The sequence below is a fragment of the Paraburkholderia largidicola genome (assembly GCF_013426895.1).
Classification (GTDB): Bacteria; Pseudomonadota; Gammaproteobacteria; order Burkholderiales; family Burkholderiaceae; genus Paraburkholderia; species Paraburkholderia largidicola.
This window is the reverse complement of sequence record NZ_AP023176.1, coordinates 2,178,599-2,204,932: the sequence shown is the minus strand read 5'-3', so window position 1 is coordinate 2,204,932 and position 26,334 is coordinate 2,178,599. Positions and strand designations below refer to the sequence as shown.

The window sequence follows — 26,334 nt, the reverse complement described above, 5'->3', positions numbered from 1 at the left end:
GCGGGCCGCTTTGCCGCTAACGGACGCGCGCCTCAAGCACCCAGCTTGAAGAACCCAACCGTCGCGTTCAGATCCTTGCCTTGCGTGCTGAGCGATTCGGACGTGGCGGCAATCTCTTCCACCAGCGCCGCGTTCTGCTGGGTCGACTGGTCCATCAGGGACACTGCCTGATTCACCTCGCCGATCGCGCGGCTTTGCTCCCGTGCGGAATCGGCGATTTCGCTGGTAATCGTGGCCAGGTTCGAAACGGCATCCGTCAGTTCGGCGATCGTCTTGCCCGCCAGGTTGACCTGTTCGGCACCCGCTTCGACATTGCCGACGGACGCCTCCAGCAGTGCCTTGATCTCTTTGGCTGCGCTGGTCGAACGCTGGGCCAGGTTGCGCACTTCGGCGGCGACGACAGCGAAACCCCGACCGCTCTCGCCTGCACGCGCCGATTCGACAGCCGCATTCAACGCCAGGATGTTCGTCTGGAACGCGATGCCCTCGATCATCCCGACAATGCCGACGATGCGGCCCGATTGTTCGACGGCCGCGTTCATCGTCTTCGCCGCGCCTGCGACGGCCTCGTTGCCGCGCCGCGCGGCATCCACCGCGCCCGCAGCCACGGCATTGGCCGTCGTCGCCTGATCGGCCGTGCCGCGCACCGTGCCCGCCAGTTCTTCCATGCTGGCCGCCGTTTGCTGGATCGACGCAGCCTGTTGTTCGGTTCGCGACGACAGATCGAGATTGCCCGCCGACACTTCACTCGCAGCAAGTTCGAGATGACGGCTGTTCGTCCTCACCTTCAGCAGCACGCCATGCAGCTTTTCGACGAATGCATTGAACTGCTTCGCGAGATGGCCGACTTCGTCGTTGCTGAGTTGAGGCAGACGACGCGTCATGTCACCGTCGCCGGATGCGATTTCGTGCATCGAGTTGGCAAGGTTGCGAATGGGATCGGTCATCCGGCGGCCGAGTGCAATCATGATGAGCACGGCAACCACGAGCACCAGCAGCCCCATTCCGATCAACGTCCACGTGAGCCGGTTGGCAGCCGCCATCATTTCCGATTCGGGCACGAGCGCGTAGTACTTCCAGCCGTTCTTCGGCGACGTGTAGATGAACGACTGATAATCGACGCCGTCCATCTCGATGCGAACGAGCCCGTCGCTGCCGTTGGACAGTTGTTCGTATCCGCCGCCCAGGCCCTTGAGTTCCTTGAACTCGTGTTTCTTCTCGCGCGGATCGATCAGGATTTTTCCGCTGCTGTCCGTGACGAGCAGATAGCCGGTCTTGCCGAACTGGATGCCGCTGGTGAGCCGCGCGAAGTCATCGAGCGAGATGTCGCCTTCGAGCACGCCGAGAATCTCGTCCTTGCTGTCCTTCACGACGCGCGCGAACGGAATGATCGCGCCGCCGGAACCGGCCGCGCTCAGATAAGGCGCGGGCCGCACCACACGGTCGGGCGCCGTCATCGCCAGCTGATACCACGGCCTGACGCGCGGATCGTAGTGCTCGCCGTTCAGGCTTTCGATCGGCCATTGCACATAGCCGCCCCAATGCGTGCCGATGTCGAGATACCGCATGTTGGGATGCGTATCGCCGAACTGCTTGAGCAACGCGAAAATGGTCTTTTCGATTTCGCCGTTCTTGTCCGGCGTCATCTGGCCGCCGTGGTTCAGATAGTCGGTGACGCTCTGGTCGGCGGCTTTCAGCTGCGCCGTCTGCGTCAGATACGTGAGGTTCTGTTCGACTTCCTTGAAGCTCACATCGAGCGATTCGTCGGCCTGGACGATTCTGGCGTGACTGGATTGCTCGAACTCGTCGACAGCCTGATGGCGCACGTTCAATGCGCCGACCGTCGTGAGAAGTAGAACCGTGACTGCGAGCGCGGCGCCCGATGCCGCGCTGAATTTGAATGCGATCGAATCCGTAAGCTTCAAAATGACCTCTGCCCCAATGACGAACTACCAACCGATATCGACTCGCGTTGCGCTGAAGACGAAGCAATGCGCATCGTTGACTACGTTGGTTGTCGGCCGATATCGGGGCGGCTTGAGCGGATCGGGTGCTGGATTCGATTTATTTTTCTAGTGACTTTTTCGTACCTTTTTTCATGTCGTATCGCGTGGGAATCGTGTCGCGATTTCGATGACGGAGAAGCGGCAAACGGGTTAAAAGCGCGGCACTTATACGGCCGCGTTCGTCTCTTGCAGAAAAGGCGTGATATTGCGCATCGCCCGCGCGACGTACTCGTCCTTTTCGCCGACAGGCGCGACGTGATGCATCGCGCTCGCAGCGGCATCGACGCCTTCGAAGCGCGCAATGATCCACGCAGCCAGATACTGGGACGCAAGACATCCGCCCGCAGTCGCGACGTTGCCGCGTGCGACGAACGGCTGATTCAGCACGTCTACACCGGCTTCCTCGACCCACGGTTTCGTCGTCAGGTCCGTGCACGCGGGCACGCCGTCGAGCAGCCCGAGCTTCGCCAGAATGAGCGTCCCCGAGCATTGCGCGCCCAGCAGTTGCCGTGACGGATCGAATTGCATCTGCGCCATCAACGTTTGATCGGCGACGACGTTTCGCGTCATCACGCCACTACCAACGATCACTGCATCCGCAGCATTCGCCTCGTGCAGCGCGATCTGCCCTTCGATCACCACGCCGTTCATCGACTTCACGCGCGCATGCGGCGTCGCAATCGACACGCGCCAGTCCGGCTTCCTGATCCGGTTGAGAATGCCGAGCGCAATCAGCGAATCGAGTTCGTTGAAGCCTTCGAAAGTGAGAATCGCGATGTGCATGATGTCCGCCGCCAGGGAGTGTGATGAGGACATGCTATGCGCAGAGTCCATTACAATCAAATAATTGTCATGGATACATCTGCAGATGGCTCAGCCCCGGTACAAGGAACTCGTCGATACGCTCGCCGCGGATATCCGCTCGGGACGCCTGCGCGCCGGCACGCGCCTGCCGACCCATCGGCAGCTCGCGTCGGCGCACGGCCTCGCGCTCGTCACGGCAACGCGGGTCTACGCCGAGCTCGCGGCGATGGGTCTCGTCAGCGGCGAGACGGGGCGCGGCACGTTCGTGCGGGAAATCTCGTTGCCGCCCAGACAGGGCATCGATCAGTTCGCGCTCGCGGCGGGCATGGTCGACCTCAACTTCAACTATCCGGCGCTGCCCGGCCAGGCCGATCTGTTGCGCAGCGCGTTGCGCCAGCTTGCCGCATCCGGCGATCTCGAAAGCCTGCTTCGTTATCAGCCGCATGGCGGACGCCAGCACGAACGCGCGGCGGTGGCGCGTCATCTGGCGAGCAGGGGACTGAAAGTCGGTTGGGAACAGGTATCGCTCGTGAATGGCGCGCAAGCGGGCCTGGCCGCAACCGTGATGGCGTTGCTCGGCCCCGGCGACGTGGTCGCAGTGGACACGTTGACGTACCCGGGTTTCAAGGTGCTGGCCGAGGCCTGTCGCCTGGAGCTGGCGCCGATCCAGGCGAGCGGGCAAGGATTCGACCTCGACGCGCTCGAACGATTGTGCAGGACCCGGCGCGTGCGCGCCGTGTACGTGATGCCGACGCTGCACAATCCGCTCGGTTGGGTGACGGGCGCGCAATGGCGCAGGCAACTCGTATCGATTGCGCGCCGGCATGGGCTATTGATCATCGAAGACGCGGCGTACGCGTTTCTCGCCGACACGCCGCCCGCGCCGCTCGCCGCGCTTGCGCCGGAAACGGCCGTGTACGTGTCCGGCTTTTCGAAGAACATTGCCACCGGGTTGCGGGTGGGGTTTGTCGTGGCGTCCGCTGAATCGATGAAAGCCATCGAGCGGATCATCCGGGCGACGACGTGGAATACGCCCGGCGTGATGACGTCGATCGCATGCGCGTGGCTCGACGATGGCACCGTCGAGCGGCTGGAAGCGGAGAAGCGCCGCGACGCGAAGATCCGGCAATCGATGGCCGCCGAGATTCTCGCAGGCCTGAATTGCGTTCGTCACCCGTCGTCGTATTTCGTCTGGCTGCCGTTGTCGGACGAAGTGCGCGCTGACCAGGTTGCCGCGGCGCTCATGCGCGAACAGATCTCAGTGTCGACAGCCGAGCCTTACGCGACTTCGCATCATGTGCCGCATGCCGTCCGCCTTGCGTTGGGTTCCGTCGAACTGGATGTGCTGCGTGAATCGCTGGAGACGGTCAGGCGGGTGATAAGCGGATACGCGTATTGAACGAGGTGCGTGCGCGTCACACGTCGCTCAGGCACGTGCATGAGTCCACGCAGACGCAATGTGGATAAGCCGTTCTAGTCACGGCCCGGCCTCGTCGTCGGTGAGTCCCGGCTTCGCGGCGGCATAGCGTCCCGGCGTGGTGCCCGTCGCCCGCTTGAACATGTCGATAAACGCGCTCACGTTGTCGTAGCCCAGTTCGAGCGCGATGGTCGTCACGCTGATGCCTTCGGCGACGAGTTCCAGCGCGCGCAGCAAGCGTGCCTGCGCGCGCCACTGCGCGAAGCTCATCCCCGTTTCCGCGCTGAACCTTCGGCTCAACGTGCGCGGCGACAGCCCGGCCCATTCGGCCCATTCTTCGAGGCGGCGCGAATCGGACAGATCGCGGGCGAGCGCATCCGTGATGCGCGCGAGCCGCGCGTCTTCAGGCGCGGGCAGTCCGAGCGATTCGGCTTTCGATGCCGCCAGCTCATCGAGTATCACGTCCGCGATGCGCGCCTGCTGCGCGTCGAGTTGCATGCCGTCCCAGCTTGCCGCGCGTCTGACGGCGGCGCGCAGCAGCGGCGTGGTGCGGATTGCGCGAGGCTCGGGCGGCAGCGCCGCGCACCGTTGCTCCGCGATGAACACACTCCACCCCGAGAACGGCCCGTGCGAGCGCACCGAATGCTCGCAGTGCGGCGGAATCCAGATCGCGTGAATCGCGGGCACGACCCATTGCTGACGGTTCACGCCGACCGAAACGAGGCCGCTCAGCGCGCCCATCAACTGCCCGCGCGCATGGCTGTGCGACGACGTCGCGCGTGACTCGCGTTGCGTGAGTTCGGCGGCAGCCAGAAAAGGCCCATCCGACGACAGGACGAGTTCGGGACGAATCAGCGGAGTGGTCATGGCCGGAAAACCGTATCGAATGGCCTTTATACCTGAGACGGGCCGATCCTGCAGACCTAGACTGGCCGCATCACCACTACGAGGAGTTCAGTCGATGCGAGCCGAACAGCTTCTTCCCGACCACGCCGATCATATCGACGTTCGCGGCACGTCGATCCGCAAGGGCACCGTCGCGGCGTTTCTCGCGAATGCGCGCGTGTGGAGCGATACACACGCGAGCGAGACGGCGCGCGCGCAGGCCGCCGCCGATATCGTCGATGCTTTGTCCGCGTTGCACGCAACGGGGCTTTTCGAGGTACTCGCGATTCGCGACCCCGAACTGCGCGAGTGGATCGATGCGCAGATGACGCGTGTGCTTTCCGCCGAGGTGCAATCATGAAAGCGGCCGTCGTTACGCAAGCGGGTCAGATGCCCGTCTACGCCGAGTTCGATGCGCCCGTGGCCGAAGCGGGTCACGTGCTGATCGATGTCGAAGCTTCCGCGTTGAGTCACGTGACGCGCGCGAAGGCGTCCGGCGCGCATTACTCCGCGACGGGACGTTTTCCGTTCGTTGCGGGCATCGACGGCGTTGGCCGCCGCGAAGACGGCAAGCGTGTCTATTTCTTCGGGCCGAAGGAGCCAGCGGGCGGTCTCGCGCAGCGCACGCTCGTGCCGGAAGCGCAATGCTTCATCATTCCCGAGACGCTCGATCCCGTTACGGCCGCAGCGATGGCGATTCCGGGCATGTCGTCGTGGGCGGCGCTCACTGAACGCGCGAAGTTCGTGGCGGGCGAGACGGTGCTCATCAATGGCGCGACGGGTGCGTCGGGACGACTGGCAGTGCAGATCGCGAAGCACCGGGGCGCGGCGAACGTGATCGCGACGGGGCGTCATCCGCAGACGCTCAGCGAGTTGAAGGCGCTCGGCGCCGACCATGTCGTTTCGCTCGATCAGGACGAAGCGGCGCTGCATCGCGCGGTCGAGTCTCATTTCCGCGCGGGCGTCGATGTGGTGCTCGACTACCTGTGGGGACCGAGTGCGCAAGCGTTGCTGACGGGCGCGGCCCGTTCGCTGCCCGACGGCTACCCGATGCGCTTCGTGCAGATCGGCTCGATTGGCGGCGCGACGCTCGAATTGCCGGGCGCCGTGCTGCGCGCGTCGGCGATCAGCTTGCTTGGCAGCGGCATTGGTAGCGTTCCGTTCGAACGTTTGCTGCTTGCAATCAGCGAGGTGCTGCACGCTGCGTTGGCGGCTCGTCTGGACATCGCGACTCAGGCAGTTCCGCTCGCTGAGCTGGCAACGCATTGGCAGGCCGATGCAGGGCGGGCGCGGACTGTGTTCACGATGCGGCCGTGACGAAATGGCCTGCTGCAGGTTCGACGTAGCGCCGTGCTCTGGCCTCGGCGGACGGATGCTTGCTGGACGCTAACTGGGCCGCTACGCACGCTCCCGCACTATCGCCAGCCGCTTCTTCCCAGCGCGAGCACGCTGGGCCCCGCGAACGAGGCTCATCGCTTCCGCGTGGGTCGCCACGCAGGGACCCGAGCCGAGCAACGGCTTGCATGAAGTCTCGCGCAGCGCGAGCACCGACACGATACCGATGATCGATGCGCCCATCAGGTAGTAGGCGGGCATCATCGCGTCACCGGTACTGTCTACGAGCCATGCAGCAACCAGCGGCGTGGTGCCACCGAACAGCGACACTGACACATTGAAGCCGATCGCGAGCGCGCCGTAACGGATCTTCGTTGGGAAGAGTGCGGGCAGTGACGACGGCATGACACCCGTGAACGTCGACAGCAGCGTGCCGAGAATCAGCAGGCCGCTGAACACAGGCAGCACCGTGCCGACACGGATCAGCAGCAGCGCGGGAATCGACAGCACGAACAGACCCACGCAGCCGAGCAGCATGACGGGCTTGCGGCCGATCTTGTCCGACAGGTGACCCGCGTAGAGCGTCATCGGCATCATCAGCACCATCACGAGCAGCACGAGGAACAGGCCGTGCGATTCGTTGAAGTGCAGCGTCGCCGACAGATAGCTCGGCAGATACGACAACGCCATGTAATCGGTCACGTTGAAGATCAGTACGAGGCCGACGCACAGCAGCAGCGGCTTCCATTGCTGCGCGAGCAGTTCGACGAAGCTCTGCTTCGGACGGGACAATTCGTCCGCTTCACGCGCTTCCGCTTCCTTCTTGAAGGCGGGCGTTTCTTCGAGCTTCATCCGGATATACAGGCCGACCAGACCCAGCGGACCCGCGATGAAGAACGGCACACGCCAGCCCCACGACAGCAGCGCTTCCTGCGACAGCGTCGCCGTCAGCACGGCAACCGTGCCGGCGCCGAGGATATAGCCGACCAGCGTGCCGAATTCGAGGAAACTGCCTGCAAAGCCACGGCGGCGATCCGTCGCAAACTCGGCGATGAAGGTGGCGGCGCCGCCATACTCGCCGCCCGTCGAAAAGCCCTGCACCAGACGCGCAACGAGCAGCAGCGCGGGCGCGAGTATGCCGATCGAGCCGTAGCTCGGAATCAGGCCGATCGCGAAGGTGCCGACGGCCATCATGATCATCGTCATCGCGAGCACGCGCTGACGGCCGATGCGGTCGCCGAGCGGGCCAAACACCATGCCGCCGATGGGGCGCACGAGGAACGCGGCGGCGAACGTGCCGAAGGTCGCGATCAACTGCGCGGACGGACTGCTCGACGGGAAGAACACTTTGCCGAGCGTGACAGCGATATAGCTGTACACGCCGAAATCGAACCATTCCATGGCGTTGCCGAGCGCCATGGCGCCGACGGCACGTTTCAGCAGGCTGTGGTCGACGATCGTGATGTCGTCGAGCGTGAGCGACGGGCTTGAAGAATCGCGGCTTGCGATGCGCGCTTGCGATTGGCTCAATTGACACACTCCATGATTGCGCGGCGAACCCGTCGGATGCAGCAGGCATGCGACCGAACCGATGCCGATCGCGTAGTGGGGCGCCAGTGGGCTGTGGAATGCCTTCGCGTCGAACACGCGAGGCAAAATCATCAAGTAGAGTGTGCTGATATGGCCACGACCGGGCCGTCGCTCATGCGTCCGGAAACCGGCGGAAAACGACAGGAGGCGAATTTGGTTGATGGGGCCGGGTTATCGCAGCGCGTGACGATCAGGCTTGCGACATCCGATGACGCACAAGCGATAGCGGCTCACGGAAGTGCGCGTTACACGCGAGATTGCAAACTGACGGAAACTCAGGCTGAAATCACACATACGGAAGCGCCCGCGCAACCAGAGCGCCCCCGTTCGAACAGTTCAGCGGCTGCTCGCTTCCAGCACCGCCTTGAGGCGCGTCAGCCCCGCCAGATACAGGCTCCGATAGTGTGCGGTGAGCGACTCCGCCTCGTTCGGGTCGTTTGGCTCGAAGCGGCTCGCCCATGTCACCGTGGTGCGATGCGCGTCGATCCTGCGCAACGACATCGACGCGGTGTAATCCGCCACAGGGTCCGGACCTTCGAGGATCGTGTAAAGGTATTGCAGGTTCTGATCGCTGTGATCGAGCAGCCTTTCGACGATCGACAATCCGTTCACTGCTTCGAGATGTCGAACCCGTCCACCGTCCGACAGCCGCGACGAGCGAATGAGTTCGAGCCAGCGTGGCAAACCGTCGAAGTCGCCGACCACGGACCACGCATTTTCTGCTGATACAGCAATGTCTATCGATACGCTAACGCTTGCCATGTTGTTTCGTTTCCCAGTTGTTCGTCAGTCGTTCGTGCCCGTGAGAGCGGGATAATCCGTGAGCCCTCGCGCGTCGCCGCCAAACAGCGTGTCGCGATGATGCGTGGCAAGATCAGCCCCACTGCGCAGACGCTGCGGCAGATCGGGATTCGCAACGAAGGGGCGGCCAAATGCAATGAGATCGGCCCAACCTGCGGCGATGGCTTCGCGAGCACGCTCCGCCGTGTATTTCCCCGCATAGATCAGCGTGCCCGGATAGGCTTGCCGGATGCGCTGCTTGAACTCGACGGGCATATGCGGCGCATCGTCCCAATCGGCTTCCGCGATATGGATGTACGCAACGCCGATTTCGCCGAGCAGCTTCGCGGCTGCGATGTAGGTCGTTTCCGGGTCCGCATCGACGCATCCGTTCAGCGTGGTCAGCGGCGCGAGCCGGATGCCGACGCGCTGCGCGTCGCCCGTTCCGTCGATCAGCGCACGCGTGACGTCGTCCAGAAACCGCAGGCGATTCTCCAGCGATCCACCGTATTCATCCGTGCGGTGATTCGCTTCGGAATCGATGAACTGATTGACGAGGTAGCCGTTGGCCGCATGCAGTTCGACGCCGTCGAAGCCCGCGAGCATCGCGTTGCGCGCCGCGTCCCGATACTGCCCGACCACATCGGCGATTTCCGTCGTGCTCAGCGCGCGCGGCGCCGATGCCTGCACGAAGCCAGGCACGTTGCTGCCGTCGCTCGCTATGAACACGTTGACGCCCTGTGCCTGAATCGCGGATGACGACACCGGCTGTTCGCCGCCGAGCAGGCTCGTATGGCTCAATCTGCCGACATGCCACAACTGCGCAAAGATGCGGCCGCCCGCTTCGTGGACAGCCGTCGTGACCTTGCGCCAGCCGTCTATCTGCGCCTGCGTGTGAATGCCGGGCGTCCATGCATAGCCTTTCGCGAGCGGCGAAATGTAGGTGCCTTCGCTGACGATCAGACCGGCGCTTGCGCGTTGCGCATAGTAGGCGGCCATCAGATCGTTGGCTTCGTCGCCGGGCTGGCTGGCGCGCGAGCGCGTCATCGGCGGCATCACGATCCGGTTGGGAAGGGTGAGCGCGCCAAGCGTGAGGGGTTCGAAAAGCGGGTCGTTCTTCATGTGCGGTTCCTTGCGACGCTCGCGGCATGTTCGCTACGAGCGTCGAGCGTGATTGCGTGGTGACGCGTTAGTCCCAGACAGGCGCGAGACCGGCGGGGCTGACTTCGCGGCCATTGCGTTCGAGGGCTGCGATCTGCGCCATGTCGTCGTCTGTGAGCTTCAGCTGTTGCGCGAGCAGGTTGCTGGCGAGGTTCTCGCGCTTCGTCGATGACGGAATCACCGCATAGCCCAGTTGCAGCGCCCAGGCGAGCGCGACTTGCGCCGGCGTGGCGTCGTGCCGTTTTGCGATTGCGCCGATAACCGGGTCCTTCAGCACCTTGCCGTAGGCGAGTGTCATGTACGACGTGACATGAATGCCTTGTTCGGAGAGGAATTCGACGAGCTTGCGGTTCTGCAGATACGGACTCAGTTCGATCTGATTGGTCGCGATGCTGTCTTTGCCGACCACTGCAATGGCCTGCTTCGTCAGTTCGATGTTGAAGTTCGAAATGCCGATCTGGCGCGTGAGCCCTTGCGCCTTTGCATCCGCGAGCGCGCTCATGAATTCTTCGAGCGGCACGCCGTTGTCCGGTGCGGGCCAATGGATCAGTGTCAGGTCGACGTGATCGGTGCGCAACTTCGTCAGGCTGTCCTTGAGGCTCGGGACGAGTTTGCTGCGCGAGTAGTTGTCGACCCAGATTTTCGTCGTCAGAAACAACTCGTTGCGCGCAACGCCCGAAGCGGCGATCGCTTCGCCGACTTCGGCTTCATTGCCGTAGATCTGCGCGGTGTCGATGGTGCGATAGCCCAGTTCGAGGCCGTTGCGCACCGAATCGATGACGACCTGGCCTTGCAGCCGAAATGTACCGAGACCGAATGCCGGAATGTGACTCATGGTGAATACTCCCAGTTTGATAGATTCGTTTGCCGATGAACGAGGTTCATTCTGCCTCGTTCGATTCATCCGAAAAACCGCTTGAAACGGGAAAGAAACTTGATTTCAAGTCAAGAGCCGATCGTCGCTTCCGGTGCCTGTTCGACAGCTTCGATCCACATTCAATGCGTCACCGCGACGGCTTCGGCCGTGCGCTCGGCGAGCCCGGCGCGACGGTCGAGACTGCCGCTCCACGCCGTCAAGCCGAACGCCAGCAAGGTCACGACGGCGGCGATCCACGGCGTGTGCCCGAGCCCAAGATGCGCGACGATCGCGCCGCCCAGCGACGAGCCGCCCGCCACGCCCAGGTTGAACGCGGCGATGTTGAAGCCCGACGCGACATCCGTGGCTTGCGGCGCGAACTGCTGCGCCTGTTTGACGACATACACCTGAAGGCCCGGCACGTTGCCGAACGCGACAGCACCCCACGCGAGCATGGTCAGCACGGCGAGCCACGCGTTGTGCGACGTGAACGTGAATACCAGCAACACGGCAGCGAGCAACAGGAAGATGCGCTTCAATGCCTTCACGGGCCCTTGCGCGTCGGCGAGCTTGCCGCCCCACACGTTGCCGGCCGCGACGGAAACGCCGTACGCGACGAGCACCATGCTGACCTGCGACGGCGTGAATCCCGTGATCTGTTCGAGAATCGGCGCCATGAACGTGAAGGCGATCAGCGAGCCGCCGTAGCCGACGGCCGTCATCGCATACACCAGCAAAAGGCGCGGATGCACGATCACGCGAGCCTGCTGGGCAAGCGGAGCGGGACGCTTGTGCGGCAGGTTGTTCGGCATGAACAACAGCGCGCCGAGCATCGCGACGAAGCCGAACAGCGCGACGACGAGAAACGTCGCGCGCCAGCCGAAATGCTGGCCGATGAAGGTGCCGAGGGGAATGCCCGCGACGAACGCGACGGTCATGCCGCTGAACATCGTGGCAATGGCGCTGGCGGATTTCTCTTTCGGCACGAGCGTCGTCGCGATGATCGAGCCGACCGAGAAGAACACGCCGTGCGCGAGCCCCGTCAGAATCCGGGCAACGACGAGCGATTCATACGAAGGCGCGCGCCACGCGACCAGATTGCCGATCGTGAAGAGCGCCATCAGCGCGATCAGCAAGGTCTTGCGCGGCACACGTCCTGTCAGCGCGGTCAACAGCGGCGCGCCGATGGCGACGCTCAATGCATACAGGCTGACGAGCAGACCCGCAGAGGGGAGCGTGACGCCGAGATCGCCGGCGATCGTCGGGATGAGTCCGACGATGACGAACTCGGTCGTCCCGATGGCAAAGGCGCTGAGAGTCAGCGCGAAGAGGGCAAGTGGCATGGTCGTCTACCAGGAAGCTTTGTGGAAAGGCTTTAACGGATGGACGAAGTGTGCCCGCTTTACTTTTGCAGAAAAACTGGTCTATAAAGGAAACACTTTTGATTTCAAATCAAGTATGAAAGTCACTCTCGACGAACTGCAGACCTTCGCGACCGTGGTCGACACAGGTTCGATCACGGCCGCTGCCGAGCAACTGGATCAGACCGTGTCGGGCGCGAGCCGCTCCTTGGGACGGCTCGAGGAGAAGCTCCAAACCACGCTGCTGCGCCGGACCACGCGGCGCCTCGAACTGACGGAAGAGGGCAAGGCCTTTCTGCAAAACGCGCGCGAGATCATCGATGCAGTCGAGAACGCCGAAGAGCAACTCGCCGCGCGCCGCGAGCGGCCTTCCGGACGTTTGCGCGTCGACGCGGCCACGCCGTTCATGCTGCATGTCATCGTGCCGCTCATCGCGGGTTATCGCGCGCGCTATCCGCAGGTCGAACTGGAGCTGAACAGCAACGAAGGCATCATCGATCTGCTCGAACGCCGCACCGACGTCGCGATCCGGATCGGGCAGCTTAAAGATTCGACGCTGCATAGCCGGCCTGTGGGCAGCAGTCGCATCCGGATACTGGCCACGCCCGAGTATCTGAAGGCGCACGGTCATCCGAAACGCGTGGACGATCTGGCGAAGCACTCGCTGCTGGGATTTACGCAGCCCGAGTCGCTCAACGTGTGGCCGCTGGTCGGGCCGGATAAGGAGCCGTATCGGATCGAGCCGGCCATCGCGTCCTCGAGCGGCGAAACGCTGCGGCAACTGGCGCTGGAAAGCGCGGGCATCGTTTGCCTGTCCGATTTCATGACGGGCCGCGACCGTCGCGAAGGTCGCCTCGTCCAGTTGTTTGCGCGGCAGACGCAGGACGTGCGGCAACCGATCAATGCTGTCTACTATCGCAACACGGCGATATCGGCGCGCATTGCTTCGTTCGTCGATTATCTGGCCGAGGCGGCAAAGACGACGGAGTTCGCGCGCTAGTCTTCACGGTCGTCCCCGCTTCATCTCTCTGCAAATTCCCTTCTCGCGTCACCGCGTATTGTTGTCGTGCGGGCAACATGGTGAACGCGTTCGCGGTGCTTCTGGCGTTCGTTTTCCAAACCTACAATCCGTCTCGACGATGGTCGCACGAGCAATGTCTCCAACGGCGATCAGGCGCGTTCACCGGCGCTTTGCGCAAGCGTTGCTGCGCCTGCCGTCGACTTCGCAACTCTCTAAACGAAGGCAATAATCATGTCGCAGAAGATCCTGATTGTGGGTGCCGGCTTTGCCGGCGTGTGGGGCGCGCTAGGCGCAGCCCGCGTGCTCGACGGTGCAGGTGTGAGAAGCAGTGACGTCGAGATCACGTTGATTTCGCCGAAGCCCGAATTGCAGATTCGTCCGCGGATGTACGAAGCGGAGCCGCAGAAGATGGCTGCGCCGCTGCTGCCGTTGCTCGATGCCATTGGTGTGAAGTATGTCGAAGGCAGCGTCGACGGGATTTCGGTTCAGGACAGGACGGTGAGCGTCGTGTCAGCCAACGGGCAACAGCATTCGCTCGCTTACGACCGTCTGCTGCTGACGAGCGGCAGCAAACTCAGCAGGCCGCCTGTGCCGGGTCTGGAGCACGCGTTCTCGGTGGACCGTATCGAGGATGCAGTGGAACTGGATAACCACCTCGACAAGCTGGCGAAGCTGCCGGCTTCACCCGCCCGCAATACGGTTGCCGTAGTGGGCTGCGGCTTCACGGGCATCGAAGTCGCGACGGAACTGCCGAAGCGGCTGCGCGAGAAGTTTGGCGCAGACGCGGCGATACGCGTCGTGGTGATCGGCACCCAAGAGGAGATCGGTCCCGATCTCGGAGCGAATCCCCGCCCGTTCGTCGCCGAAGCGTTTGCATCGCTGGGCGTCGAGACGGTGCTGGGATCGGGCGTGGTGGCCGTCGATGCGGACGGCGTTCGCACGGCCTCGGGCCAACGCATCGAAGCCAGCACGGTGATCTGGGCAGGCGGCATGCGCGCAAGCCCGCTGGCCGCGCAGGTGTCTTCGAACCTCGATCCGCTCGGGCGCGTCGAAGTGGCGCCGGATCTGCGCGTGCCCGAAGCGCCCCATGTATTCGTCGCGGGTGACGTCGCGAAAGCACTGACCGACGATAACGGCCGCTACGCACTGATGTCCTGTCAGCACGCCATCGTGATGGGTCAATTCGGCGGACACAACGTCGCTGCGGATCTGCTGGGTGTTCCGACGCTGACGTATCGGCAGCCGTTCTACGCCACGTGCGTCGACCTGAGCGAATGGGGTGCGGTCTATTCGGAAGGCTGGGATCGACAGATCAAGCTCACGCATGCCGAAGGCAAGGCTCGCAAGCAGATGATCAACACGCAGTGGATCTATCCGCCGGCGCCGAATCGCGCAGAGGCGTTGGCTGCGGGTAATCCGCAAGCGTCTTTCGGCTAAGCCGTTGGCGCCGCCCAAACCTTCGTGGTGCGGGCGGCGCACGCACGTTCTGACTTTTCAATGGAGCGCACCATGAGATCCAACGTTCTGTTGCGAGCAACGATCGGCTCTGCGATGCTAATGGCGATCGTACCGGTGTCGGCTGTCGCCGAGCCGTTCACGGTCAAGGTCGATGGCCTCACGCGTGGACAGTTCGTGAACGAGCAGGTGTACGGCGGATTCGGCTGTCATGGCGACAACGTGTCGCCTCATATCTCATGGTCCCATGTGCCGCCCGCAGCGAAGAGCATCGTCGTGACGATTCACGACCCCGATGCGCCAACGGGCGGACTGGGCTGGACGCATTGGGAAGTCGTCAACATTCCGGCGTCGGAATCGTCGATCGAGAAGGGTGCATCCGGCAATTCGAAGCTGTTGCCGACAGGTGCAATGGAAACGTTGACGGACTTCGGCGAGTCGAAATACGGCGGGCCTTGCCCGCCGCAAGGTACATCACATCGATACATCGTCACCGCGTCGGCGTTGAGCGTGCCGAGTATCGATGTGAAAGCGGCATCGAGCCCCGCGCTCGTCGCCTATCAGATGCATGGGAAAGTGATCGCACAAGCGCGCTATGTGGCGAAGTATCACCGGACGGCGGAATGAGCGCATGAGGCGATGAAAGGGCGGATGGTCATATCAACGACATTCCGCCATCCACATTGAGATTGACGCCGTTCACGAAGCTACCTTCGCCGCTGACGAGAAAAAGCGCTGCGCGAGCGAGTTCTTCTGACTGACCGAGACGGCCGAGCGGAATACTGTTCGCAACAGCGGCCTCGAATGCGGGCCGGTCGGCGGATTCAATGCCGAGCTTGGACAGGATTGGTGTATCGACAGGACCGGGACTGATCACGTTGACGCGAATGCCGCGGGACTTGAATTCGATCGCCCAGCTGCGCGCAAATGCTTCAATGGCGGCTTTCGTACCCGCATAGACAGCGTGTCCATCGAATACTTTGGTACTGGCAATGGAGCTCGTCAAAAGGATGGCGCCGCCTGCGCGCATCTGCGGCGCGATTTTCTGTACACCGAAGAACACGGCTTTGGTATTGGTGGCGAAATGCGCGTCGTACGATTCATTGCTGACGTTATCGGACGAAGCGATCGTGTTGATGCCCGCATTCGCGACATAGATATCGAGTCCGCCAAACTGTTCGGCAACTAGCGCAGCCACGCGCTCATGCGTTTGCGGATCGGACATGTCGCCTGTCAATCCGATTGCGCGATCGCCGAGTTCAGCCGCTGCCGCATCGACAGCATCGGATCGACGCCCAACTATCACGACGCTGGCGCCTTCCGCCACGAACAGCTTTGCCGTGGCGAAGCCAATCCCACTGTTGCCGCCCGTCACGACAGCCACTTTATTTGCGAGCCGGTTCACATCATTCTCCGTTGTTTCCGCCAGTCTGGCGTACCTCGCCAATCTAGACTGACGCGCAAGTGCTCTCCAGTCAAACAGCGGCACTATCAGTTTTGCCAAACGGTCATCAATGTCAGTCGAAAAATTGAGTGGTCTGCCCGCGTTCGTGCGGTCCGTTGAAGCAGGCTCATTTACGGCCGCGGCGCGAGCGCTCGGAACGACACCGTCCGCCGTGTCGAAGAGCGTCGCGCGCCTTGAAAAGCGACTGGGTGTCACGCTGTTTCAGCGGTCCACGCGAGCCTTTATCCTCACGAGCGAAGGACAAACCTACTACGAGCACATTGCGCCCCTCATGCGCGGTCTTGCCGAAGCGGATGAAGCGCTGGCGAAGCCCGCAACAGCCGTCGGCACATTGCGCGTAAGTTTGCCGGGCGATCTCGGGCGCGCGCTGCTCGAACCGGTGACGCGGCAATTGATGGCGCGCAATCGGGAACTGTCGCTGGAAGTGAGCGTCAGCGATCGCCATGTCGACGTTATTCGCGAAGGCTTCGATATCGCCATCAGGGTCGGACATGCGGTGGACAGCAGCTTGTACACGGTTCCGATGGCCAGTCTGCCGCTCGTGCTGGTGGCGTCTCCAGCGTATCTGCAGGCCGCTGGTGCGCCACGAACGATCGAGGACCTCACCGCGCATCGTCATGTGCGCTACCGGCTCAATGGGCGTGCAATTCCCATTACCTTTGCGAACGGGACCTCGCTGTCGATTGACGGATCGTTCGACGCCGACAGCGGTGACGCAATGCGAATAGCCGCCGTGAACGGGCTGGGTATCGCGCAGATTCTTCGAACGACGGTGCAGCACGATCTCGATGCGGGCCGCTTGCACATCGTATTGCCCGATGTCTCATTGCGTTCAGTGCCCGTGCAGGCGCTTCACGCTTTCGGTCGAAGCGTGCCGACTCGCGCGAGGCTATTCATCGACTTCATTGCGGAACAACTCGCCCTTTCTGAATAGCGCAGATCACGTCCTTTTCGTTGTCGATAAGACTGCTGAAGTAGTCGAAACGTTTCGGGTCGATTCGACATCACATGTTTTCAACTCGCTGAAAACAAAGCGTTCTTCTGCTGGCCCGATCCTTGTTAGAGGAAGTGGGTCGCAATGGCCTGCACGACAGGTCGACGACAAGAGAACCTGATCGACGAATGAAAAGGAAAGAACTATGTTTGAAGGATTTGAGAATCGCCTTGCCGTGGTGACGGGGGCGAGTTCCGGGATTGGTCTTGCGACGGTCGATCGCCTGCTCGCAAGCGGCGCTCGCGTGCTGGCGATGAGTCGCACGATGGGTGAACTGGATTCATTGCAGTCCAGATATGGTGACACGCTCGAATGGATGAAAGGGGATGTCACGCAAAGCGCGGATCTCGGAGCGCTTTCTGAGCGTGCCCATCAGATGGGCCCTGTCGACTTTCTAGTCCCCAATGCGGGTATTGCTGAACTGGCCAACGGCCTGGAAGTATCCGCATTCGAGCGGCAATGGGCGGTGAACGGCGCGGGTGCGCTGAACACGTTGTCGATCATGAGAGAGCGGTTGGCAAAGTCTGCATCGGTCGTTTTCATCGGGACGTTTCTGTCGCAGGTCACGTTTCCGGGACTCGCCGCCTATATCGCCTCGAAGACCGCGCTCAAGGCACATGCAAGGACGCTCGCAGTCGAACTCGCGGCTAGCGGGATCAGAATCAATATCGTGTCGCCCGGTCCAACGGCCACTGCAATCTGGTCAAGCCTGGGATTGCCCGAAGATCAGCTTTCCGCCGTTGCGGGGCGCGTCAATCAGCGTTTGCTGCCTGGTTGCTTCCTTGAGCCCGCCGCCATTGCGGATGCGATCATGTTCCTGCTATCGCCTGCGGCACGCGGAATATACGGGCAAGATCTGATCGTCGATAACGGATATACGCTGCAGTAGCGAGCTCCAGCGGCTGCGTCGATTAGAGTTCAACGCGGCCGCTCATCGCGTAGTTGTGCTTTGGCGTAATTGACCAGTCGACGGCATTCGGCTTTTGACTTGCCGATTACCGCAGCGACCTCGCGATAGTCCGCGCCGAAGATCTCGTGCAGCAGGAAAGCCGCGCGTGCTTCTGGCGACAGGCGTTCGAGCCGCATCAGGAGCGCGACTGATACATCGTCGGCGCGTTCGCTCATTCCGTCTGGCGTCGCGGGCGGGTCGGTCATGTCATGTCGCCTCGCGCAAGACAGTGGCGACCTGTTGCGCGGCCCGGTCGATTTCTTCCTCATTAAAAGCCGCGAAACCCATCACGAGACCTGGCGGGTGGCGATGGCGCCGCGTGTATTGACCCAACGGCGGCGCGTCGATGCCGGCTGCTTTCAGCATTTGAACAGCCGTGTGCTCGTCCACTGAAAGCAGCCGGCCAATGACGTCGAGGCCTGCAATGGCCGGCTGAACGTCGATCAGTTCTTGCCAGTGCTTCTGTGCCGCGCGCTCGAACGCATGCGCGCGGCTTGCATAGACCTTCCGCGTGCGGCGCACGTGCCGGTCGAAATGACCTTCTCCAAGGAAGTCCGCAAGAACGGCTTGCGTCAAACCGTTCGCGCTACGGACGGTGAGGGACGCCGCGCGAACGAAAGGCTCGACGAGACGCGGCGGCAGCACCGCGTAAGCGACACGCAGCGACGGAAACATCAGTTTGCTGAACGTTCCCGCCAATACGACATGCTGATCGGCACCGGGGAGACTCCGTAACGCCGGCAGCGGATGCGAGCGAAAGCAGTACTCGCTGTCGTAATCATCTTCGAAAATGATCGTGCCATTCGCGGCGGCCCACTGTAGCAGCGCTGCACGCCGTTCGCTCGACAAAGGCACGCCGAGCGGCGCATGACGCGTCGGCGTCACATAGACGAGTGCGGCTGAAGGCGCTTCGCGTATGCCGTCGTGTACGCGCAAGCCGTCGTGATCGACGGCAACATCGACGACGCGCGCGCCGCTTGCGTGCATGATCTGACGCGCGGCCACATAGCCGGGGTCTTCCATCCACACGGTGTCGCCGGGTCCCGTCAATAACCGCATGCAAAGGTCCAGCGCGTGTTGCACGCTGCCGATGACGACGATCTGTTCCGGCGGCACTCGCACGCCGCGCGCAATGGCGAGATGCTCGGCTATCGCCGATCGTAGCGCGGGCAATCCGGCGGGACTCGTGTCGTTGAGTGTGAGCAGACGTGAGGGCCGCAATTGCCGCACGTGCAACCTTCGCCATAAATCGATGGGAAAGAGGCGTATATCGCCGCGATGCGGGAAGAAGGGCTGCGGCAAAGTGTTTGCGCCCGAGAGCGGAAAAGGCGGATCGTTCTCCTTGAGCCGTTTGATCCAGGGCGCGTGCGATTCACGCGCAAAGCCTGCATGTGCAGCAATTGAGGATGCGGGTATTGGTTTGGCATGGTGACGTGGGTCCGGCAACACCGTGCTGACCCGTGTACCGCTACCCGTGCGGGTGACCAGATAACCTTCGGACAACAACTGTTCGTACGCAGCCGCAACCGTGCCCCTCGCAAGATTGTATTGCTGCGCGAGGGTACGGGTGCCCGGCAGCACGCTGTCGGCGGGCAACCGGCCACTGACGATTGCCCGCCTCAACGCTTCGTAGAGCCAACGCTGCAGACCTTCTTTAGGATCGGGTGTGCCCAAAGGCAGGGACCATACGATGGTCGACTTTTCGCGTCTATTCGTACCCACCAGGGCGTCGCACCGATCATTCATAACATTTGCAGAGTCTCTATCTGTGGCGTGTGGCTGTAGCGGGATTGCGTACTACTGACGCCAATAACTGCGGCATGAAACAAGCGGGAAATCATTTCCTCATAGTCCAAGACGTTCTATGCGCGGAGTTTGTGACATTGGAGAGCGGGATAAGAAAGTGGACCAGCTTACGAATTGCAAAGTGGCACATTACATGCAAGTACTTTCGTCGCAATATGCGATATCGATTCGCCGATTTCAGTCAGAACAATCACGACGGGCGAATCGCTCGACCGCTCTACCGCTCTACCCACTGTTGCGATGATGAACGCCCGACGCCTGGCTCCAGATTACGCGGAATGTATTGGCATCGTTGCTCCGCGACCTCGCAAACTGCCGCGTCAGTCTCGCGCCGCACACACGATCGAAGCCGTGCTCGAGGCTGCCGTGCAGATCATCACGGCGAACGGGCCGCGAGCGCTCACGACGACCCGGGTCGCCAAGCGATCGGGGTTTGCGGTGGGAACGATTTACCAGTACTTCGCGAACAAGAACGAACTGATGGGTGCGATGGTGCGTCGTCACGTCGATCATGTCGTGTGCTTTCTGGAGATCGCGTGTCGCGATGCGCACGGCGGACATCCCGAAGAAATGGTCGATGCCCTGGCGAATGCCTTTATTGCCGCGAATGCCGGACACACGCGCGAAGTGCGCGCTATTCATGCCGTCTGGCAGCAGATCGGCAGGGCGGCGTTGCTCGATGAGGGTTCTGCACGTCTGCATCAGGCAACGCTCGACATGATATCGGGCGTCGATGAGATGCACGCGGCACGGCAGGAAGCGACCAGTCACGCACTGGCCTCTATTCTGATAGGAATGCTCCATGCACTTTTCGAACGTGGCATGGACGAAGCACTGATGATCGTCATGCGGGAGCAACTCATGAGAGTCCCTATCGAGGAGACGGGCGACCGTCTCGTCGATAGATCGACTAATTACTCAACACCGTACGCCGCCAACGCTGTGACATGAGTATCCCGCATACGCTCATCAACATCGAAATAGTCAAAGTCATCCAGTCGATCACGGCGGTTGGATCCGCAATTCTCAGTATCACGAGAGAAAGCGGCGGGCACAGATACGATATCGATCCGAGAAGCCCGGGCTCGCAGAATCTGGACGCGTGATTCCATGCGACAAACGCTATGCCCAACGGTCCCACGCCGATTGCTGCGACCCATGCCAGATCGTGAGCGGACAATTCGACAGACGGGCCGGCCACGGCGTGCACGGCAAGCGCAGCAAGACCGCTTGCAGCGCAGAACCCGCCGACAGCCCACGCGCTGTGGGTTTCGAACCTGGGTATGAAGAACGTATAACCCGCCCAGACTGCAGCGGCCGCAGCGGCGAAGCCATATCCGATCGCGTTGCGTGCTTCGAACGTGCCATTCGTCACGGGTTGCAGCACCAGCACCGCGCATCCGATGAACCCGATTGCACAGCACGTCACCTGGGCAAAGCATCCCCGTCTGCGTCCATTGCAGACGCTCGACATGAGGACGAGCAGAAACGGCCATGTGTAGTTGATCAGGTTGGCAATGGGCACCGACCCATACGTGAAAGACTTCAACAAGCAGAAGTGATAGAGGAAAAGACAGCCGGAACCGAACAGAAACGTGGACCACCTGACCTTCCATGCGTTGATGTGCCGCAGCGTGACGAGACTGCCGGCCAGCAGTGCGAGCCCCGTGACCAGCAACGGCGGAAGATGTCTCAAGGGCAGGCTCAGCGTCGCAAATGCGGACCAAAGAACGATCGCGGTGAACGCAGCAAGATAAGGTCTCATCGCGCGCTCCCGTGCGACCTGCTGGTCGCCATGTCATCTACTGCGCACTGAAGGTTGAGCATTCGTATCTGCTCGAGCATGAAGTCGATAAAGAGTCGCGTGCGGGACGGCATATGTTGTTTGCTGAGATAGCAAAGAAAATGGCTTCGATCGTCTGGTGCATACCGGTCCATACAGGAAATCAGTCTGCCCGTCGCGAGGTGGTCGCAGGCCTGATAACCCGCCAGTTGCGCGATTCCCTGACCATCGAGGACTGCATTGAGCACGAGATCCGCGTCGTTGAAGGTCAGATGCGCGGACGGAGCGTGTTTGATCAGATCGCCTCCCACCTTGAATTCCCACTCGTAGATTCTTCCAGACGAGAAACGGAAATTGATCGCGCGATGCCCTGGCAGATCGTGGACTTCCATCGGTACTCCGTTCTCTCGCACGTACTCGGGAGAGGCGCAGAGAATCATATGCATGGGAATGATGCGGCGGGCAATGATCTGGCTGTCGTCCACCCGGCCGTTCCTGAAAGCGATATCGATACCGTCACTCGTAAAGTTGGCGGGACTATCGCACAGCATCAGGTCGATCGAGACCTCCGGGTACAAACCCTGAAACCTGGTCAACAGCGGCGCGACGACCTTTCTTCCGAAACCAACGGTCGAGCTGATCCGCAATAGACCACGCGGCGGGCCACCGCGCAGATCGCGCATTCGCTCGATCGCATTCAGGATGCCGTCGATACCGGGCTTGCACGATTCGTAAAAGATCTCCCCTTCAGCCGTCAGTCCGACGCTGCGAGTGGTGCGCGAAAAGAGCTTGGTTCCAAGCTGCTGCTCCAGTTTCTGTATGTTCCGGCTAACGGAAGACCGTCCGATACCGAGACGATCTCCTGCCTTGGCGAAGCTCTCTTCCTTCGCCACGGCGATGAAAGTCATGACGGCCGCGTAGCTCGTCGTGAATCCTGCTGACAGCGTATCCATCACCTCTTCCGGCGGGGAGCCGGAGTGATTGCGCATGGTCGATTCCATGAAGACGTTTTCCTCGCGAAGTCGATTCGACGCTGGTTTATAGTTGATTAAACAGCGTTAGAGGCAAAACACTATGGACTTATCGCAAGCGCTAACAGCCGCTAACAACAAATAGCAGACAAAAATGGCGGGATAGACGAACATTTGCGCTCGTTGATCCCCTAAGGAAAACGGGATGCGTGATCGGGCAAACCGAATACGGAAGACCGCACAACAAGACGCACGAGTGATCGGCTCGTTTCTGCTGGCGCTCAATAACGCCGATGCCACCGCTATGGCGGCGCTCTTCAGAGACGACGCGCTCGTCAACGATCAGCTTCGTGATTTCTGGGGACGCCCCGCAATCGAAGCCTGGATCGCAAGAGAAGTCATTGCCGATAACCTGAGAATTGAAGTTCTGCAGACATCTCAGCACTATCGCGTAACGACGGTGGTTGGGGCCGTCACAGGTACATTCGACTCGAGAGGATTGCCAAATCCACTCGTCGTCAATCTTCATTTTTCGCTATTCAACGGACAAATCGCGCGGCTCTTCTTGCTGCTCAACCGTCAGGTCGATACGTTCCCGGACGTACGCAGTCGAACCCTTAAAGCAATATAGTGCGTACCGAAGCAGGCCCATTACGAGGCGCTGAATGCCAAAGTTTCAGTTTCTCTCGTTTAGTGGTTTGAAAGATTCGGTTTCGTGTAAGCCTCGGATAGAATCGGTGGAAACCACGACTTCCAGCGAGACGATACTTGTTTTCCAGCTTATCGAAATTTGGAACGACGCCATTGCATTCAGTTGCGACGAACTTTTCGTTCGGGCCGTTCTTCCTGTTTCCCGACAAACGACTGCTTGTTTGTCATGGCAAGCAGGTCAAGCTGGGTAGTCGCGCGCTCGACATTCTGATTGCACTCGTGCGTCGTGCGGGAAGCGTCGTCAGCGCGCGCGATCTTCTCGCCGAAGTATGGCGCGATACAGTCGTCGAAGAAGGGAGCCTTCGTTTTCATCTTGTCGCACTGCGTAAAGCGTTTGCCGATGGCGATCCCGGCGTCACGTATGTGATGAACGTGCCGGGAAGGGGCTATACATTTGTTGCGACAGTGACGCCGTGTGATGGAATTCAGTCCGGCGTCGAACTCAAGACCACACGGCCACCGGCGCGCGGTCAATTGCGGTTCGTGCATGCGGGCGCCGCCATTGTCGGTCGGGAACGCGACATCGGGCAGATCGCCCGGCAACTCGAAGAGCACCGGTTCGTCAGCATTGTCGGCGCGGGTGGGATGGGTAAGACGACGGTCGCGAATGCAGTGATCGACCGGCTCCGCGACGAGTTCGACGGCAAGATCGTGTCCGTCGATCTTTCGGTGATTCAGGATTCGGACCTGGTTTCGTCGACACTGGTGGCCGCCTTGTGTGAAGGACAGGAAGCCGCCGCTTCCATCAGTGAAGTATGTGCGTCGATTGGCCATACCCGCATGCTCGTCTTTCTCGACTGTTGCGAGCATCTGATAGACGGTGTCGCTCAGGCTGCGGAAATTCTCTATCGAAACGCGAGCGGCATTTATATCCTCGTAACGTCGCGAGAAATCGTGAATGTCGATGGCGAATTCGTATTCCGCCTTCCTCCGCTCGACGCACCGCCGCCGGGTGAACTGCTCAAAGCATGCGATGCGTTGAAGTACTCGGCAATCCGGCTATTCGTCGAGCGCGTCGTGCAGGCGGGCTGCCGTTTCGAATTGACCGACGATAACGCGCAGTCGGTGGGCAGGCTTTGCCGGGCGCTGGATGGCATTGCACTGGCGATTGAACTCGCCGCGCGACAGATGCCGACGTTCGGTCTGGTCGGAATTCTGGAACTGGTGGACAAGAAGAGCCGGCTCATGTGGCACGGACGCCGCACGGCTGTGCCGAGGCATCAGACGCTCGGAGCGACGCTCGACTGGAGCTACGGCCTGTTGACGGGACTGGAACAGGTCTGTCTGCGAAGGCTCGCGGTGTTTGTCGGCTGCTTCGCGCTCGATGCGGCTGTAGCCGTGATCGGTGCGGAGGACATCGATCGCGCCGACGTGCTGAGAGCCATCAATCAATTGTCGAACAAGTCGCTGCTGGATGTGAGGCCTGACGAGAGCACAGTTCGATACTTTCTGCTCGACACGACCCGCTCTTATGCGCGCGTAAAACTCGAAGATGCCGGCGAGCTGGATCAGTTCTGCGCGCGCCACGCGTCATATTATGCGGCCGCGTGGCCCGCCGACGGATCGACGGAACAGGGGGGAGACAACTGGCTCGCCGATCTGGGCAATCTGCGTGCGATGCTGGAGTGGACGCTCGTACGCGAGCAGGACGTCGTGCAAGGCTGCAGGCTGGTCGCGTCATACGCGAAACTGCTGCTGCGAAAGTCGATGCTCGGCGAGGCCAGAAAATGGACCGAAATCGCATTGTCGAAACTGGACGACGTGGAGCGAGGGAGCCTGACGGAACTCGATCTCATCGCGGCCCATGGCCATGCATTGCTCTTCACAGGCAGCGACGGTGAAGAGGTTGGCCGGGCATACGAACGTGGTCTTTCCATTGCATTGTCGCTGGGAGATTCTGCTCGACATGACCGGTTGCTATGCGGACTCATCATGTACCTCTATCGAACCAGCAATTTCGAGGGGGCCTATATGTTCGCGAGCGATGCCGCGCAATGGATCATCGCATGTGGGCGCGACGCTTCCACGGTTCATTCGATGCTGGGCGCGGCATTGCATATGAAGGGCGAGATCGCGTCGTCATCCGGTCTCTGGGAGGCTGTGATCCTTTCGACCAGGGCGAACGGAGCAGAGGCGGCGCAGCCGGCAGAATTCGGCACCAATCCTTATCTGCGTGCGTTGAGCGGAAAGGCGAGGAATCTTTGGCTGACGGGTCAATCTTCTGAAGCGGAACGGCTCGCCAATGACGCCATCGAAAGCGCGCGCCTGCTGTGCCATCCTGCCACCCAGTGTGTGACGCTGATATGGGCGGGAGAAGTTTTCGCGTGGGCGGAGAACTGGCCGAGACTAGGTGAAATAGCGGATGAATTCGACGCCATCGTCAAGGTGAATGGCTTCACGCCATACCAGTATGTGGTGCTCGGGCTTCGTGGTCAGCTTTCGTATGCCGGAGGCCGATTGGAGGAGAGCATTTCGCTGCTCGAAAGCTGCCTCGACGGCATGACGAAGTGCCAGTACACGATGACGGCATCGGCATTCAGGAATTCACTGGCAACGGCACTATGCGCGAACTCGGATACCACGCGCGCAATGGCGGTCTGCGACGAAGCGATCAAGGCAATCGAACTGCACGGTGACGAGTTGTACCTCCCTCCGCTGCTCATGACCAAGGCTCATGCTTTTGGTCTTGAAGGAGATCGCGACGCAAGCGCTGCCTACTTGCGTCGTGCGTGTCTTGTGGCGAGGAAACAAGGCGCGGCCGCCTACGAGTCGCAAATCAGGCGAAGGGGTTCATACGATGTCGAGACTGGTTAGTCGTCGGACGCGGATGAAAGAAGATACGCATTCGATGTCCGCATGAAATGACCCAACGCAACGGGGCATAGTGTGCAGTTCTTCGACCACACGAAGCTGGGAATGTCTCCGAACCGCGCGTCCGATTGTCCATGATTCACCTCGGATTCGACTGACGCGTGCCTCGGCAG

General features: G+C 61.2%; 23 protein-coding genes and 1 pseudogene. 11 read left to right on the top strand and 13 right to left on the bottom strand.

Annotated elements, in window-relative coordinates; all coding sequences use genetic code 11:
* Positions 1-32: 32 nt before the first annotated feature.
* Both PPGU16_RS38625 and PPGU16_RS38620 read right to left on the bottom strand, forming a co-directional pair.
* Positions 33-1,925, bottom strand: a complete 1,893-nt coding sequence (locus PPGU16_RS38625; RefSeq protein ID WP_180726061.1) for a methyl-accepting chemotaxis protein — start codon at positions 1,923-1,925, stop codon at positions 33-35.
* Positions 1,926-2,171: 246 nt separating this feature from the next.
* A complete protein-coding gene (locus tag PPGU16_RS38620) occupies positions 2,172-2,789 on the bottom strand; it encodes a DJ-1/PfpI family protein (RefSeq protein WP_180727229.1) in 618 nt (205 codons plus the stop codon).
* An 85-nt stretch (positions 2,790-2,874) separates the two neighbouring features.
* Here PPGU16_RS38620 and PPGU16_RS38615 point away from each other — a divergent pair, with 85 nt between their 5' ends.
* Entirely contained in the window at positions 2,875-4,209 is a 1,335-nt protein-coding gene (locus PPGU16_RS38615; protein WP_180726060.1) for an aminotransferase-like domain-containing protein, read from the top strand.
* A gap of 78 nt (positions 4,210-4,287) precedes the next feature.
* Here PPGU16_RS38615 and PPGU16_RS38610 read toward each other — a convergent pair whose 3' ends face one another.
* The gene (locus tag PPGU16_RS38610; RefSeq protein WP_180726059.1) at positions 4,288-5,094 is read right to left on the bottom strand and encodes an AraC family transcriptional regulator; all 807 of its coding nucleotides are present in this window, start codon (positions 5,092-5,094) and stop codon (positions 4,288-4,290) included.
* A gap of 94 nt (positions 5,095-5,188) precedes the next feature.
* Between PPGU16_RS38610 and PPGU16_RS38605 the strand changes: the two genes are divergently transcribed.
* Both PPGU16_RS38605 and PPGU16_RS38600 read left to right on the top strand, forming a co-directional pair.
* Complete coding sequence (locus PPGU16_RS38605; protein WP_180726058.1) at positions 5,189-5,473, top strand: hypothetical protein; 285 nt, start codon at positions 5,189-5,191, stop codon at positions 5,471-5,473.
* Complete coding sequence (locus tag PPGU16_RS38600) at positions 5,470-6,429, top strand: quinone oxidoreductase family protein (protein ID WP_180726057.1); 960 nt, start codon at positions 5,470-5,472, stop codon at positions 6,427-6,429. Before PPGU16_RS38605 ends, PPGU16_RS38600 begins: the two co-directional genes overlap by 4 nt.
* A gap of 81 nt (positions 6,430-6,510) precedes the next feature.
* Here the strand turns inward: PPGU16_RS38600 and proP are convergent, their stop codons facing one another.
* From proP to PPGU16_RS38575, 5 genes are all read right to left on the bottom strand, one after another.
* Entirely contained in the window at positions 6,511-7,977 is a 1,467-nt protein-coding gene (gene proP / locus PPGU16_RS38595) for a glycine betaine/L-proline transporter ProP (protein WP_180726056.1), read from the bottom strand.
* A gap of 396 nt (positions 7,978-8,373) precedes the next feature.
* A complete protein-coding gene (locus PPGU16_RS38590) occupies positions 8,374-8,799 on the bottom strand; it encodes an SRPBCC family protein (protein WP_180726055.1) in 426 nt (141 codons plus the stop codon).
* A gap of 24 nt (positions 8,800-8,823) precedes the next feature.
* Positions 8,824-9,939 carry an alkene reductase gene (locus PPGU16_RS38585; RefSeq protein WP_180726054.1) on the bottom strand — a complete coding sequence of 372 codons (1,116 nt, stop codon included), beginning with the start codon at positions 9,937-9,939 and terminating at the stop codon, positions 8,824-8,826.
* Positions 9,940-10,006: 67 nt separating this feature from the next.
* Positions 10,007-10,813 carry a 2,5-didehydrogluconate reductase DkgB gene (gene dkgB / locus PPGU16_RS38580; protein ID WP_180726053.1) on the bottom strand — a complete coding sequence of 269 codons (807 nt, stop codon included), beginning with the start codon at positions 10,811-10,813 and terminating at the stop codon, positions 10,007-10,009.
* Positions 10,814-10,974: 161 nt separating this feature from the next.
* A complete protein-coding gene (locus PPGU16_RS38575) occupies positions 10,975-12,177 on the bottom strand; it encodes an MFS transporter (protein WP_180726052.1) in 1,203 nt (400 codons plus the stop codon).
* 115 nt (positions 12,178-12,292) lie between these two features.
* On the opposite strand from PPGU16_RS38575, the gene PPGU16_RS38570 reads away from it, so the two are divergent.
* The 3 genes from PPGU16_RS38570 (at position 12,293) to PPGU16_RS38560 (ending at position 15,298) form a co-directional block, all read left to right on the top strand.
* Positions 12,293-13,195, top strand: a complete 903-nt coding sequence (locus PPGU16_RS38570; protein WP_180726051.1) for a LysR family transcriptional regulator — start codon at positions 12,293-12,295, stop codon at positions 13,193-13,195.
* Between the two features lie 252 nt (positions 13,196-13,447).
* A complete protein-coding gene (locus tag PPGU16_RS38565; RefSeq protein WP_180726050.1) occupies positions 13,448-14,653 on the top strand; it encodes an NAD(P)/FAD-dependent oxidoreductase in 1,206 nt (401 codons plus the stop codon).
* Between the two features lie 72 nt (positions 14,654-14,725).
* On the top strand, positions 14,726-15,298 hold the full coding sequence (locus PPGU16_RS38560; protein WP_180726049.1) for a YbhB/YbcL family Raf kinase inhibitor-like protein: 573 nt from the start codon (positions 14,726-14,728) through the stop codon (positions 15,296-15,298).
* Between the two features lie 28 nt (positions 15,299-15,326).
* Here the strand turns inward: PPGU16_RS38560 and PPGU16_RS38555 are convergent, their stop codons facing one another.
* Positions 15,327-16,076 (bottom strand): SDR family NAD(P)-dependent oxidoreductase, encoded by a 750-nt coding sequence (locus tag PPGU16_RS38555; protein ID WP_180726048.1) that lies wholly within the window; start codon positions 16,074-16,076, stop codon positions 15,327-15,329.
* A 109-nt stretch (positions 16,077-16,185) separates the two neighbouring features.
* Between PPGU16_RS38555 and PPGU16_RS38550 the strand changes: the two genes are divergently transcribed.
* Together PPGU16_RS38550 and PPGU16_RS38545 are read left to right on the top strand one after the other, a co-directional pair.
* The gene (locus PPGU16_RS38550; RefSeq protein WP_180726047.1) at positions 16,186-17,070 is read left to right on the top strand and encodes a LysR family transcriptional regulator; all 885 of its coding nucleotides are present in this window, start codon (positions 16,186-16,188) and stop codon (positions 17,068-17,070) included.
* Positions 17,071-17,275: 205 nt separating this feature from the next.
* The gene (locus PPGU16_RS38545; RefSeq protein WP_180726046.1) at positions 17,276-18,019 is read left to right on the top strand and encodes an SDR family NAD(P)-dependent oxidoreductase; all 744 of its coding nucleotides are present in this window, start codon (positions 17,276-17,278) and stop codon (positions 18,017-18,019) included.
* Positions 18,020-18,051: 32 nt separating this feature from the next.
* Here the strand turns inward: PPGU16_RS38545 and PPGU16_RS38540 are convergent.
* Positions 18,052-18,285: pseudogene (locus PPGU16_RS38540) on the bottom strand (sigma factor-like helix-turn-helix DNA-binding protein); the annotation flags it as partial.
* A 1-nt stretch (position 18,286) separates the two neighbouring features.
* Positions 18,287-19,825 carry a MocR-like pyridoxine biosynthesis transcription factor PdxR gene (gene pdxR / locus PPGU16_RS38535; protein ID WP_243460706.1) on the bottom strand — a complete coding sequence of 513 codons (1,539 nt, stop codon included), beginning with the start codon at positions 19,823-19,825 and terminating at the stop codon, positions 18,287-18,289.
* Between the two features lie 426 nt (positions 19,826-20,251).
* Between pdxR and PPGU16_RS38530 the strand changes: the two genes are divergently transcribed.
* On the top strand, positions 20,252-20,836 hold the full coding sequence (locus PPGU16_RS38530) for a TetR/AcrR family transcriptional regulator (protein WP_243460705.1): 585 nt from the start codon (positions 20,252-20,254) through the stop codon (positions 20,834-20,836).
* Here the strand turns inward: PPGU16_RS38530 and PPGU16_RS38525 are convergent.
* Complete coding sequence (locus tag PPGU16_RS38525; protein ID WP_180726043.1) at positions 20,796-21,650, bottom strand: DMT family transporter; 855 nt, start codon at positions 21,648-21,650, stop codon at positions 20,796-20,798. The genes PPGU16_RS38530 and PPGU16_RS38525 overlap by 41 nt on opposite strands.
* Positions 21,647-22,669, bottom strand: coding sequence for a LysR family transcriptional regulator (locus tag PPGU16_RS38520; RefSeq protein WP_180726042.1), 1,023 nt, complete (start codon positions 22,667-22,669; stop codon positions 21,647-21,649). Before PPGU16_RS38520 ends, PPGU16_RS38525 begins: the two co-directional genes overlap by 4 nt.
* 175 nt (positions 22,670-22,844) lie before the next feature.
* On the opposite strand from PPGU16_RS38520, the gene PPGU16_RS38515 reads away from it, so the two are divergent.
* Both PPGU16_RS38515 and PPGU16_RS38510 read left to right on the top strand, forming a co-directional pair.
* Complete coding sequence (locus tag PPGU16_RS38515) at positions 22,845-23,270, top strand: Cif family virulence factor (RefSeq protein WP_180726041.1); 426 nt, start codon at positions 22,845-22,847, stop codon at positions 23,268-23,270.
* A gap of 173 nt (positions 23,271-23,443) precedes the next feature.
* Positions 23,444-26,164, top strand: a complete 2,721-nt coding sequence (locus tag PPGU16_RS38510; RefSeq protein WP_243460704.1) for an ATP-binding protein — start codon at positions 23,444-23,446, stop codon at positions 26,162-26,164.
* Positions 26,165-26,334: the final 170 nt, after the last annotated feature.